The sequence below is a fragment of the Nocardioides sp. TRM66260-LWL genome (assembly GCF_020075545.1).
Lineage (GTDB): Bacteria > Actinomycetota > Actinomycetes > Propionibacteriales > Nocardioidaceae > Nocardioides.
This window is the reverse complement of record NZ_JAIQZK010000001.1, coordinates 990,891-1,003,075: the sequence shown is the minus strand read 5'-3', so window position 1 is coordinate 1,003,075 and position 12,185 is coordinate 990,891. Positions and strand designations below refer to the sequence as shown.

Annotated in this window: 10 protein-coding genes and 4 tRNA genes; 1 reads left to right on the top strand and 13 read right to left on the bottom strand. The window is 72.0% G+C overall.

The window, feature by feature from the left end; genetic code table 11:
• Positions 1-2: 2 nt before the first annotated feature.
• From K8Z61_RS04775 to K8Z61_RS04725, 11 genes are all read right to left on the bottom strand, one after another.
• Positions 3-545, bottom strand: coding sequence for an alternate-type signal peptide domain-containing protein (locus tag K8Z61_RS04775; protein WP_224127018.1), 543 nt, complete (start codon positions 543-545; stop codon positions 3-5).
• 186 nt (positions 546-731) lie between these two features.
• Positions 732-1,661: a pyridoxal 5'-phosphate synthase lyase subunit PdxS gene (gene pdxS, locus K8Z61_RS04770; protein ID WP_224127016.1), complete on the bottom strand. Its 930-nt coding sequence runs from the start codon at positions 1,659-1,661 to the stop codon at positions 732-734.
• 29 nt (positions 1,662-1,690) lie between these two features.
• Entirely contained in the window at positions 1,691-2,308 is a 618-nt protein-coding gene (gene pgsA / locus K8Z61_RS04765) for a phosphatidylinositol phosphate synthase (protein ID WP_224127014.1), read from the bottom strand.
• A 9-nt stretch (positions 2,309-2,317) separates the two neighbouring features.
• A complete protein-coding gene (locus K8Z61_RS04760; protein WP_224127012.1) occupies positions 2,318-2,836 on the bottom strand; it encodes an HIT domain-containing protein in 519 nt (172 codons plus the stop codon).
• Entirely contained in the window at positions 2,833-3,540 is a 708-nt protein-coding gene (locus K8Z61_RS04755; RefSeq protein ID WP_224127010.1) for a TetR/AcrR family transcriptional regulator, read from the bottom strand. Before K8Z61_RS04755 ends, K8Z61_RS04760 begins: the two co-directional genes overlap by 4 nt.
• A 1-nt stretch (position 3,541) precedes the next feature.
• Positions 3,542-5,224 carry an FAD-dependent oxidoreductase gene (locus K8Z61_RS04750; RefSeq protein ID WP_224127008.1) on the bottom strand — a complete coding sequence of 561 codons (1,683 nt, stop codon included), beginning with the start codon at positions 5,222-5,224 and terminating at the stop codon, positions 3,542-3,544.
• A gap of 89 nt (positions 5,225-5,313) precedes the next feature.
• Positions 5,314-6,351, bottom strand: a complete 1,038-nt coding sequence (locus tag K8Z61_RS04745) for a diiron oxygenase (RefSeq protein ID WP_224127007.1) — start codon at positions 6,349-6,351, stop codon at positions 5,314-5,316.
• Between the two features lie 256 nt (positions 6,352-6,607).
• The gene (gene thrS, locus K8Z61_RS04740) at positions 6,608-8,596 is read right to left on the bottom strand and encodes a threonine--tRNA ligase (RefSeq protein ID WP_224127005.1); all 1,989 of its coding nucleotides are present in this window, start codon (positions 8,594-8,596) and stop codon (positions 6,608-6,610) included.
• 160 nt (positions 8,597-8,756) lie between these two features.
• Positions 8,757-8,831: transfer RNA gene (locus tag K8Z61_RS04735), tRNA-Val, on the bottom strand.
• Between the two features lie 12 nt (positions 8,832-8,843).
• Positions 8,844-8,917: transfer RNA gene (locus K8Z61_RS04730), tRNA-Cys, on the bottom strand.
• Between the two features lie 32 nt (positions 8,918-8,949).
• Positions 8,950-9,022, bottom strand: a tRNA-Gly gene (locus tag K8Z61_RS04725).
• A 305-nt stretch (positions 9,023-9,327) separates the two neighbouring features.
• On the opposite strand from K8Z61_RS04725, the gene K8Z61_RS04720 reads away from it, so the two are divergent.
• Positions 9,328-9,399: transfer RNA gene (locus K8Z61_RS04720), tRNA-Val, on the top strand.
• Between the two features lie 952 nt (positions 9,400-10,351).
• On the opposite strand, the gene K8Z61_RS04715 is transcribed toward K8Z61_RS04720, so the two are convergent.
• Together K8Z61_RS04715 and K8Z61_RS04710 are read right to left on the bottom strand one after the other, a co-directional pair.
• Positions 10,352-10,852 carry a DUF2231 domain-containing protein gene (locus tag K8Z61_RS04715; protein WP_224127004.1) on the bottom strand — a complete coding sequence of 167 codons (501 nt, stop codon included), beginning with the start codon at positions 10,850-10,852 and terminating at the stop codon, positions 10,352-10,354.
• 233 nt (positions 10,853-11,085) lie between these two features.
• Positions 11,086-12,183 (bottom strand): TrkA family potassium uptake protein, encoded by a 1,098-nt coding sequence (locus tag K8Z61_RS04710; RefSeq protein WP_224127003.1) that lies wholly within the window; start codon positions 12,181-12,183, stop codon positions 11,086-11,088.
• Positions 12,184-12,185 lie beyond the last annotated feature (2 nt).

The following is a 12,185-nucleotide window of genomic DNA, read 5'->3' as shown; positions in this document are numbered from 1 at the left end:
CCTCATGCGTGGGTCTGGGTGACGGCGACGCCGTAGTCGCCGATGTCCGCGCTGGTGAGCTGGGTCGCGTTGCCGGACGCGGGGTCGAAGGTCAGCGTGATCCGGGCCGTGATGGTGGCCCCGTCGTTCGCCGAGGTCAGCGTCGTCACCGGCGAGCCGCCGGAGGTGAAGGTGCCCGCCACCGTGAGCGCGGAGGCGAGCGACCCCGTCTTGGTGGGCTGCGTGACCGCGATGCCCGCCGTCAGGTGGGTGCCGGTCGCCGCGACGGTGAAGGTGCACGTCTTGGTCAGGACGTCGCCGGGCACGAGCCGCCCGGTCGCGGGCACGAACGTCGCCCCGGCGGGCGAGGCGGCCGAGTCGAGGACCCAGCCTGCTGCGGCGCAGCCGCCGGTGGTGGTGTCGGTGAGCTTGAGGGAGCCGCTCGCGATGCCGGTGCCGCCGGGCAGCGTCACGGCGTCGGTCCAGAAGGCGAGGGTCCCGGACCCCCCGACCAGCACGACCACCGCACCTGCGGCTGCGAGCGCTCCCTTGAGGGAGTGGCGCATGTCGGGCTCTCGTCGTCAGCGGGCCGGCTCTCGGCCCGTCGTCCGGATGCATCGGCGCGGGTCGGACCGACCTGACCGCTGGTCTGGACCGCCGAGTCCGCGGCCCGACGCGCCGACGGCCCGCCCCTCGGGAGGGACGGGCCGTCAGGACGCTCAGGACGCTCAGCGGCGCTCAGCGGCGCAGGCTCACCAGCCGCGCTCGGCGAGCCGGTGCGGCTCCGGGATCTCGTCGACGTTGATGCCGACCATCGCCTCGCCCAGACCGCGGGAGACCTTGGCGACCATGTCGGGGTCGTCGTAGAAGGTCGTGGCCTTGACGATCGCCTCGGCGCGCTTGACCGGGTCGCCGGACTTGAAGATGCCCGAGCCGACGAACACGCCGTCCGCGCCGAGCTGCATCATCAGCGCGGCGTCGGCCGGGGTCGCGATGCCGCCGGCGGTGAACAGGACGACGGGCAGGCGTCCGGCGGCCGCGACCTCGGCGACCAGCTGGTACGGCGCCTGGAGCTCCTTGGCCGCGACGTAGAGCTCGTCCTCGGCCAGCGCCGCGAGCTGGCGGATCTGCTTGCGGATGGTGCGCATGTGGCCCACCGCGTTCGAGACGTCGCCGGTGCCGGCCTCGCCCTTGGAGCGGATCATCGCCGCGCCCTCGGTGATGCGCCGCAGCGCCTCGCCCAGGTTGGTGGCGCCGCACACGAAGGGGGCCGTGAAGGCCCACTTGTCGATGTGGTTGGCGTAGTCGGCCGGGGTCAGCACCTCGGACTCGTCGATGTAGTCGACGCCGAGGGACTGCAGCACCTGCGCCTCGGCGAAGTGGCCGATGCGGGCCTTGGCCATCACCGGGATCGAGACGGTGGCCTTGATGCCCTCGATCATGTCGGGGTCGGACATGCGGGCCACGCCGCCCTGGGCGCGGATGTCGGCGGGCACGCGCTCGAGCGCCATCACGGCGACCGCGCCGGCGTCCTCGGCGATGCGCGCCTGCTCGGGGGTGACGACGTCCATGATGACGCCGCCCTTGAGCATCTCGGCCATGCCGCGCTTCACGCGCGACGTGCCGGTGGCGGTGACGCCGGGGCTGTCGGTGGTCTCGGGGCTCTGAGCGGTCTCGGACATGCCCCGATTCTACGTTCGGGGCCGACCCGTCACAGGGCTGCGTCCAGCACCGCCTGGGCATGCACCTTCCGCACCCGGAACACCACCGTGTAGGTATTGGCGAAGGCCAGCACCCACAGGGTCAGGTACATCAGGATCGGCAGGTCGAAGATCGCCCCGAGGCCGGTCATCACGAGGATCGCGACGAGTCGGTCGGCCCGCTCGGCGATGCCGCCCTTGGCGTCCATGCCGAGCGACTCCGCGCGGGCGCGGGCGTAGGACGTCACCGAGCCCATCACCAGGCAGTACAGCGAGAGGCAGGCGTAGAGGTAGAAGTCGCCGGGGCCGGCGAAGTAGAGCACCAGGCCGCCGAAGATCGCGCCGTCGCCGATGCGGTCGAGGGTGGAGTCCCAGAACGCGCCGAACTTCGTCGACCGGCCGGTCTCGCGGGCCATCTGGCCGTCGATGAGGTCGCTGAACACGAACGCGGTGATCACCAGCACGCCGGTGAGCAGGTGCCCCTGCGGGAAGAACACGAGCGCGCCTGCGCAGACCCCGAGGGTGCCGACGAAGGTGACGGCGTCGGGTGAGACGCCGAGGCGGATGAAGAGCCTGACGAAGGGCGCCAGCATGACGCCCTGCCAGAAGCCCTTGAAGCGGTCCAGCATGCGCGCAGGCTACCGACTCGTCGGCCAGGCGTCGGCGAGCAGGTCGCGGGTGTCCCCCAGGAGCTGCGGCAGGGTCTTGGTGCCGGCGACGACCGTCATGAAGTTGGCGTCGCCCGACCAGCGCGGGACGACGTGCTGGTGCAGGTGCTCCGAGAGGGAGCCGCCGGCGGGACCTCCGAGGTTCAGGCCGACGTTGAAGGCGTGCGGGCGGCTGACCGCGCGGATCGCGCCGAGCGCGGCCTTGGTGAACGCCGCGAGCTCGGCGGTCTCGACGTCGTCGAGGTCGGCGTAGTCGGCCACGTGCCGGTAGGGCAGCACCATCAGGTGGCCGGGGTTGTACGGGTAGAGGTTGAGCACCGCGTAGACCGACGAGCCACGGGCGACGACGAGGTCGTCCTCGCCGCCGGCCGCGGCGGCGCCGATGCGGCAGAACGGGCAGCCCGGCTCCTCGGCCTCGGGTCCGGCGGTGCGGACGTACGCGAGGCGGTGCGGCGTCCAGAGCCGATCGAGGCCGTCGGGGTCGGTCACGACGCCTCCACGCTGGCCAGCAGCTCCTCGACCGGCTGGTCGCGGCGCAGCTCCAGGCCCAGCGCGCGGGCGTGGCCGACGATGATGAACCAGACCGACTCGGTGACCAGCTCGACGAGCAGCTCGGCGTCGGGGGTGCGCTCGGGCCGGCTGACCCACCGACGGACCGCGGCGAACACCGCGCCGACCAGGCCGAAGACGAGCGGGTCGATGGCCGCGCGCAGCTCGGGCGCCGGATCGACGCGCAGCAGGTCGACGGCGGTCTCGATCAGCTCGACGAGCTGCTGCGCGATGACCTCGATGCCCTGCTGGAGCGGGCTGTCCCCCGGGGTGTCCTGCTCGGCGATGCGGTGCAGCGCCGGGTGCTCGACCGCCCATCGGACGTAGACCGAGACGATGCGGGAGATGATGTCGGGCACGGTGCCGTCGAGCGTGACGGCCGGCAGCAGCCGGGCCCACAGGTCGTCGAGGATCGCCACCTGGATCTCGCGGTCGAGGTCCGCGCGATCGCTGAAGTGGCGGTAGATGACGGTGCGCGACAGCCCGGCCCGCTCGGCGATCTGCTGGACGTGGAACTCCGCGCCCGGCTCGCTCTCGCTGATCACCTCGATGGCGGCGTCGATGATGCGCTGACGTCGCTCCTGGTTGTGCCGATCCCAGCGGACCTGGCGTCCGTCGGGACGCGCGGTGTCGCTGGTGGCCATCTCAGCTCCGATCGAAAGGTCTGCGTCGCCTGCGCTGCGCAGCGTATCCGGACCCGCGTCGGGCGTCGGCGACCACCCGCGTCATCTCGGCCCGGTCGACGATCTTCGTGCGGGGTCGCCCGGCGGACGCGCCGCGGCGGCGCTCCTCGGCGTCGAGCGCGTGCCAGTCGTCGCGGTCGACGACGTCGACGCCCCGCTCCCGCAGCTCCGCGGCGAGATCGCCCTTCACGGCGGGAGCCGGCAGGAGCCCCGCGTCGGCGTCGTCCAGCAGCGCTGTGACGGTGTCCTGGGCGCACGCCTTGTTGGAGCCGATGAACCCGCTCGGCCCACGCTTGACCCACCCGGCGACGTAGACGCCCGGGCGCACCCGCCCGTGGTCGTTCGGGACGGTGCCGGTGCGCTCGTCGTGGGGCAGGTCGGCGACGGGCAGGCCGCGGTAGCCGACCGAGCGCAGGACGAGGCCGGTCTCGAGCACCTCGGTCTCCCCCGTCGCGACCGCGCGCACGCCCTCGCCGTCGGCCTCCAGCCGGGTGCGGGCGATCTCGACCGCGCCGACCCGCGCGCCGGAGGCGTCGGGTACCAGGCGCACCGGGGCCGCGAGGAAGCGCAGCACCAGCGTGCGGAGGTGGGGCTCGCGCGGTCGGTCGCGGAGCTCGGCGAGCAGGTCGCCGCGCGCGTCGTCGCCGAGCGGCGCGTCGCCCGCCTCGACCACGACGTTGAGCCGGCCCGCGCGGCTCAGCGCCACCAGTCCGATGAGCTCGGGCATGGTGAACGCGGCCTGCTCGGGTCCGCGGCGTCCGAGCACCACGACCTCGCGCACCGCGCTCGCGGCCAGCTGGGCCCACGGCAGCCGGGCGACGTCGGTCGCGCTCAGCGCGTCCGGGTCGGCGGTCAGGATGCGGGCGACGTCGAGCGCGACGTTGCCGTTGCCGACGACGACCGCCCGCGGGTGGTCGAGCGCCACGGCGAGGTCCTGCTTGTCGGGGTGCCCGTTGTACCAGCCGACGAGATCGGTGGCCGAGAGCGAGCCGTCGAGGTCCTCGCCGGGGATGCCGAGCGGACGGTCCGCGGCGGCGCCGACGGCGTACACGACGGCGTCGTAGCGCTCCTCGAGCTCGGCGAGCGTGACGTCGCGACCGACCTCGACGCCGAGCAGGTAGGAGAACCCGCGCTCGCGCTCGATGGCTCCGAAGAGGTCGGTGGCGCGCTTGGTGTGCTGGTGGTCGGGGGCGACGCCCGCGCGCACCAGGCCGTACGGGGTGGGCAGCCGATCGAGGACGTCGACGCTCACCTCGGGGTGCTTGAGCAGCTCGTCGGCGACGTAGAGGCCCGCCGGTCCGGCGCCCACGATCGCCACCCGCCGCGGCTGTGAGGACGCGAGCCGCCGCTGGGGCGCGACGACGTGCAGCGGTGCCCGGTCGGCGTGCGGGAAGGCGTCGTAGTAGGCGGCGTTGAGCGCCGCGAACGGCTGCTCGGCCGGCGTCAGCGCCGTGTCGGGCTTGATCGCCTCGACCGGGCAGGCGGTGACGCACGCGCCGCAGCCCACGCACGAGCGCGGGTCGATGTAGACCATCTCGCTGGTGCCGAAGCCGGGCTCGCCCGGGGCGGGGTGGATGCAGTTGACCGGGCAGGCGACGACGCACGAGGCGTCGGCGCAGCAGGGCTGCGTGACGACGTAGGGCACGGGTGACCTCGGGATCCTGGGGAGCGGTGGCGGGCGGTGCGCACAGGACGCGGCGCGCGGGGCCGTGGGGCCCCACGCGCCGACGTGCGTCAGGCTGCGGCCGAGGCGACCTCGCTGCGGAAGCGCGAGGGCCGACCGCCGATGCCGAGGAGGTTCCAGACCCGGCGCGAGACCGGGTTCATCATGCCGGTGTCCTCGGCGAGCATCCGGACGTCGCCGAAGAGGTCGCGCAGGAACTTCTGCGACTCCGGGGCGTCCCAGTAGAGCTCCTTGACGACGCTCTTCGGGATGCCCATGTCGCGCTGCGCCTTCTTGCTGGGGACGAGGATCTCGTCGCACAGCCAGCGCATGATCACGGGGATCGCGACCGAGAGGACGCCGCGCTGCACCCGGCTCAGGCGCGGCGCGTGGTGCTCGAGGTACTGGTGGGCGAAGCCGATGTGACGCGCCTCCTCGGCGACGTGGATCTGCATGATCCGCTGCAGCAGCGGGTGCATCTCGTTGCCGGCGCGCAGGATCGACTTCTGGACGTGGTCGATCGGCTCCTCGCCCGCGAGCACGCCCCAGAAGAAGCCGAACGGCACCCAGCGGGCGGCCAGCGGCAGGAACGGGGCCAGCTTGCGCAGCAGCCAGTGACCGCCCTCGACCGGCATGCCGGAGCGGTTCGTGAACTCCTGGAACATCTGCGTGTGGTGGCACTCCTCGGTCGCCTCGTGCGTGGCGTACCGGAACTCCGGGGAGCCGTTCGGCAGCCGGAAGGCGTAGTTCATCAGGCCGGCGATCAGCACCTGCTCGAACTGCAGGCCCACCTTGGTGATGTTGGCCTGGCGGTAGAGGCCGACGCGGATCTGCTCCTCGACGGGGAGCGAGCGGTACCACTCGGTGCGACCGAGGACGTCGACCTCGGGGAGCACCCAGCGGGTGTCGTCGAGGCGGATCGCGTTCTCGGGGGCGTCCCAGTCGATGTCGACGAAGGCGTCGAAGTGCCGCTCGACGGAGGCCTGCGAGAGCGTCCGGAGCCGGTCCTCGTAGGACTTCTCGGCCACCATGCGGGCGGTCTGCGCCTCGATCTCCTCCAAGGAGGCGAGCACGGCGGCGGAGTCGGTGGGGAGCTGGGTGGCAGTCATCGCGGATCACCTCGGGTCGTGACACGTGTGGAGCAGGTCACTCACGAGGTTAATGCGACATGGCGTCCGGTTACAAGGGTTTGCGCGACATCGTGTCGCATTTACGTTACCCGCCGGTAACTCAGGTCACAGACGGACGACAGCACGACGGGGCCGGGCCACGCTGGCCCGGCCCCGTCGGGGACGCCTCGTCGCTGCCGTCGCTGCCGTCGCTGCCGTCGCAGCGGTCGTCGACGTCGTGCGACGCCGTGCGGCGTCAGACCTGCTCGCGCGAGGCCACGGCGTCGAGCACCCGCTGGATCGCCTCGTCGATCGGGACGCCGTTGTCCTGGCGTCCGTCGCGGTAGCGGAACGACACCGCACCCGCCGCGACGTCGTCCGCGCCGGCGATCAGCATGAACGGCACCTTCTGCAGCTGCGCGTTGCGGATCTTCTTCTGCATGCGGTCGTCGGAGTCGTCGACCTCGACGCGCAGGCCGCGCGCCCGCATCCGCCGCGCGACGTCGTGCAGGTGCTCGGAGAACGCCTCGGCCACCGGGATGGCCTGCACCTGCACGGGCGCCAGCCACGGGGGGAACGCGCCGGCGTAGTGCTCGACCAGGACGCCGAGGAACCGCTCGATCGAGCCGAACTTGGCCGAGTGGATCATCACCGGCTGCTTCTTGGTGCCGTCCGAGGAGTTGTACTCCAGGCCGAAGCGCGCGGGCTGGTTGAAGTCGTACTGCACCGTGCCCATCTGCCAGGTGCGACCGATGGCGTCCCTGGCCTGCACCGAGACCTTCGGGCCGTAGAACGCGGCACCGCCGGGGTCGGGGACGAGCTCGAGACCCGAGGCGTGGGCGACGTCCTCGAGGATCGCCGTGGCGGTGGCCCAGTCGTCGTCGGAGCCGACGAACTTGTCGGGCTTGGAGTCGTCGCGGGTCGAGAGCTCGAGGTAGAAGTCGTCGAGGCCGAAGTCGCGCAGCACCCCCAGCATGAAGTCGAGCAGGTGCTTGACCTCCGCCGGGGCCTGCTCGGGGGTGCAGTAGGAGTGGGAGTCGTCCTGCGCGAACCCGCGGACGCGGGTCAGGCCGTGGATGACGCCGGACTTCTCGTACCGGTACACGCTGCCGAACTCGAAGAGGCGCAGCGGGAGCTCGCGGTAGGAGCGTCCGCGCGAGCTGAAGATGAGGTTGTGCATCGGGCAGTTCATCGCCTTGAGCTGGTAGTTCGCGCCCTCGAACTCCATCGGCGGGAACATCGTGTCGGCGTAGTACGGCAGGTGGCCCGAGGTGTGGAAGAGGCCGTCCTTGCTGATGTGCGGGGTGCCGACGTAGGAGAATCCCTCCTCGATGTGCCGCTGGCGGACGTAGTCCTCCATCACCCGCTTGATCACGCCGCCCCGGGGGTGGAACACCGGCAGGCCGGAGCCGATCTCGTCGGGGAAGGAGAACAGGTCGAGCTCGCGACCGAGCTTGCGGTGGTCGCGCTTCTCGGCCTCCTCGAGCCGGTGCAGGTGCTCCTCGAGCGCCTCCTTGGACTCCCACGCGGTGCCGTAGATCCGCTGGAGCTGCTTGTTCTTCTCGTCGCCGCGCCAGTAGGCCGCGGCGCTGCGCATGAGCTTGAACGCCGGGATGCGCTTGGTGGTCGGCAGGTGCGGGCCTCGGCACAGGTCGCTCCAGGCGACCTCGCCGTCGCGGCGGACGTTGTCGTAGATCGTCAGCTCGCCGGCGCCGACCTCGACGCTCGCGCCTTCTGCGGCGTCGTCGGACGCGCCCGCGCCCTTGAGGCCGATCAGCTCGACCTTGTAGGGCTCGTCGGCCAGCTCGACGAGGGCGTCGGCGTCGGTGGTGACGCGGCGGGAGAACCGCTGGCCCTCCTTGACGATCTTGCGCATCCGGGTCTCGATCTTCTCCAGATCGGCCGGGGTGAACGGCGTCTCGACGTCGAAGTCGTAGTAGAAGCCGTCGCGGATCGGCGGGCCGATGCCCAGCCGCGCCTGCGGGAAGAGGTCCTGGACGGCCTGGGCCATCACGTGCGCGCAGGAGTGGCGCAGGATGTCGTGACCGTCGGCGGAGTCGATCGCCACGCCCTCGACCTCGTCGCCCTCGGCCAGCTCGTAGGACAGGTCCTTGAGCGCTCCCCCGACCCGCGCCGCGATGATCGCGGGGTCGTCGGCGAACAGCTCCCAGGCCTTGGTGCCGGTCGTGACCGTCCGCTCCTCACGCTGCTGCGCGTGATGTCGGACGACCTGGATCTCGGACACGGGTGACTCCTCGCCTGGGCATGCGCCCGGCGGCTGCGCGGGCGCCGCGATCCTATCGACGCGACGGCGCTGCGGTCGCGCCGGATTCGCGCGCACCGGCCCGGGCGCCTGCCCTGGAAAGACGAGGAGGCCGGCCCCGACGGGACCGGCCTCGACTGCGTGGTGGGCGATACTGGGTTTGAACCAGTGACCTCTTCCGTGTCAAGGAAGCGCGCTACCACTGCGCCAATCGCCCGGGGTGATGCTGTGGAGGTGGGTACGGGATTTGAACCCGTGTACACGGATTTGCAGTCCGTTGCCTCGCCTCTCGGCCAACCCACCACGGAGGCCCAACCAAGAGAGAGACCTCTCCGAGCGGACGACGAGGCTCGAACTCGCGACCTCAACCTTGGCAAGGTTGCGCTCTACCAACTGAGCTACGTCCGCTTGCGCTCCGGGCCGGGCCCGGCGTGCGAGATGGAACATTAGCCGAGAGGTGCAGGGGCGCCAAATCCGGGTGACGACGGCGTTTCGCGAGGGTTGCCGACGGCTCCGGGCACGCGGCCGACGCCCCCTCGCACCGGCCCGGAACGATGGTCGCTGGTCCGATCGCGAGCCGGCTCCTCGACGCCCGTCGGCCTGCTCGAGGCCTGCTCGAGTCCCGCCGGAGGCGGGTCGTCGGCCTCGGTGGCGTCGATGTGATCGGCGCCCGCGGCATGCGCTACAGTCGGCCACCGCGGCCGAGCCGCAGCGGGCGATTGGCGCAGTGGTAGCGCGCTTCGTTCACACCGAAGAGGTCACTGGTTCGAACCCAGTATCGCCCACCGCACCGCGACAGGGCCCTCGCTCCGGACACCCCGGGCGGGGGCCCTTCCGCATCTCCGCCTGGCATGCGGCTGACCGATCGCATGATCAGCAGACAGCGTTGTCCATCGTCGGTGTGCCGCCGTGGCGTCCGGGCCCGACGTGGGCCATGATTCCCCCGGGCCGGTCCTCGGATCGGCCCCCTGGACCGCGAGCTGACGGATGCCGAGCGCAGGTGCATCCGCCGGCCGGTCCCTGAGGGACAGCGGGCTGGCCGCTGACCCGCTCGGCCGGCCGCGGGAGAGGACCCCTGGGGAGGGGACCCGCGGCCGGCCGAGGTCCCTCGTCCGCTCCTCCGGTCGCCCCACGAGCGCGGCGTTCGCCGCGCGAGGCGGTCGACGGCCACGGATCGACGGGGCTGAGGCTCGTGGAGAGCACGCGGTCCCGGACGGACGCGCGGCGGCGTCCCCGAGAACGACGTCGGCGGCGGACCGAGGTCCGCCGCCGACAGGTCACCCGGAACGGGATCGAGATCCTGACGAGACCCCCCTCATCGGGTCGATCCCGGGTGTGAGGAGAAGGTAGGCCGCCGCACATGACAGCAACCTGACCGCGCGGCGCCGCCCCGGCAAGAGCGCTCCGCCTCCGATGGGTCCCGGCAGACGTGGGACGAAGGTCCCCGGCCCGAGGGCCGCGCTGCCCTGCACGCGGCATGCGGGACGCGACAGGATCAGGTGCACGGCGGGAGACCGCCGCGGAGCGCAGCGGGGTCGGCTGGGGAGTCACAAGGCTGCGCTCCCGCCACCGCCCCGCTCGATCGCGCAGGATCGGGCGGGGCGTTTCGGCATCTCCCGTCGTGCGCCGTCGTGATCTGTCGTGATCCGCAGTGCCCCGTCGCGCAGCCGAGACGCGACGAGGGGCGGCCCGGCGCCTCGCGCCGAGCCGCCCCTCGTCGGACGGATGCGGGTGGGATCAGCCGGCGTCGCCGTCGCCCTCTCCCCCGCCGGACTGGCTGCTGACCTGGTCGCTCCAGACGGCCTTCGCGCCGGAGTCGCCGATGCGGTAGACCTGCACGACGTTCGCCAGCGCCACCAGGACGGCCAGACCGGCCACGATCGTCGGCAGCGCGCCGGGGCCGATCGCGGGCTTGCCGCCCGCACGACGCCGCTCCAGGACGACCAGCGCCAGCACGAGCACGAGCAGCGGGATCGCGAACCAGATCAGCTGGTCGCCGAGCTCGGCGTGCTTGCCGGGATCGCCGACGCGCTTCTCGAGGGACTCGCCGCTCGAGGTGGCGATGGGGATGAGGATCACGGAGATCGCGGCGAACGCCACGACCAGCGGACCGTACGCGAGGCGCCATGCGGGGCGGATCGCGATCGCGATCGTGCCGAGCACCGCCAGCGGGAGCAGGACCACCACCGCGTGCACGACGAGGGGGTGCCAGGGAAGGCCGTTGATGAGGTCGAACATGCCCTGAGCATGGCTCCTCAGACCTGCAAACGACCTGAACCGCCGTTCGGATGAGGGGCGTGTCGTGCAGATCGACCAGGAACGGCGAGGAGCCGCCCTCGCGCGCCTCTCCCGAGCGGGGGCTGCGCGAGGGCGGCTCCTGTGTACTGGGTGCCTGGCGGCACCTTGCCCTCAACAGATGAACACCAAACCTCGACAGTCCGTCGAGATCTAGACCACCACTGCGGTCTCGCTCAGTCCTCGTCGGCGGCGTCCTCGCCGTGCGTCCCGGGGCGCGGCGCCCACGGGCGCTCGCGGGCGGGCCGCACGACCACCAGCCGGTCGCCCCGCGCCAGCTGGGTGACGACGGGGTCGAAGTAGCGGTAGACCCGCTCGTCGCGGACCACCGCGATGACCTGGTCGGGCAGGGTCTGCGGCTGACGTCCGACCTCGGAGACGAGCAGGTCGCGCTCGGCGACCTCGAGGCCGTCGCCGTAGGTGAGGAGGTCCTCCATCACCGAGCCGAGCGCCGGCGACATCGAGGACAGGCCGAGCAGGCGGCCGACGGCGTCGGAGCTGGTGATCACCGAGCTCGCGCCCGACTGCTTCATCAGCGGCACGTTCTCCTGCTCGCGCACCGCGGCGACGATGTAGGCGTCCGGGTTCAGCTGGCGCACGGTGAGCGTCGCGAGCACGTTGGAGTCGTCCCGGTCGGTCGTGATGATCACCTGCGCGGCGGTGTCGACGCCCGCCCGGCTGAGCACCTCGCGTCGGGTCGCGTCGCCGGTGACGACGGCGAAGCCGTCGGCGTGGGCGTCCTGCAGGGCCGCGGCGCTGGGATCGACGACGACGATCGCCTCGCGGTCGAGACCGTTGTTGAGCAGCGTCTCGACCGCGCTGCGGCCCTTGGTGCCGTAGCCGATGACGACGACGTGGTCGGACATGCGCTTCCTCCAGCGGGCGACGCGGACCATCTCGCGGCCCTGGGAGGCCAGCACCTCGAGCGTGGTGCCGATCAGGAGCACCAGGAACGCGATGCGGGCCGGGGTGATGACGAAGGCGTTGATCATCCGGGCGTGGGGCGCGACCGGGGCGATGTCGCCGTAGCCGGTCGTGCTCAGCGTGACCGTCGTGTAGTAGATCGCGTCGACGAGGTCGACCCGCGCCGTCGGGTCGTTGTTGTCGCGGTAGGCGGCGCGGTCGAGCCAGACGAGCAGCACGGTGCCGATGAGGATCGCCGCCGCCAGCAGGACGCGGCGACCCAGCTGCCACCACGGCGAGCGCACCCGCTCGGGCAACGAGACCCGGCCGCGGTTGCCGACGGGCGGCAGGGCGACCTGGTCGTGGGACACGT

Bases quoted from the DNA above. Each gene is read 5' to 3' on its own strand.
- K8Z61_RS04775 (WP_224127018.1), bottom strand. From the start codon at position 545: ATGCGCCACTCCCTCAAGGGAGCGCTCGCAGCCGCAGGTGCGGTGGTC.
- pdxS (WP_224127016.1), bottom strand. From the start codon at position 1,661: ATGTCCGAGACCGCTCAGAGCCCCGAGACCACCGACAGCCCCGGCGTC.
- pgsA (WP_224127014.1), bottom strand. From the start codon at position 2,308: ATGCTGGACCGCTTCAAGGGCTTCTGGCAGGGCGTCATGCTGGCGCCC.
- K8Z61_RS04755 (WP_224127010.1), bottom strand. From the start codon at position 3,540: ATGGCCACCAGCGACACCGCGCGTCCCGACGGACGCCAGGTCCGCTGG.
- K8Z61_RS04745 (WP_224127007.1), bottom strand. From the start codon at position 6,351: ATGACTGCCACCCAGCTCCCCACCGACTCCGCCGCCGTGCTCGCCTCC.
- K8Z61_RS04715 (WP_224127004.1), bottom strand. From the start codon at position 10,852: ATGTTCGACCTCATCAACGGCCTTCCCTGGCACCCCCTCGTCGTGCAC.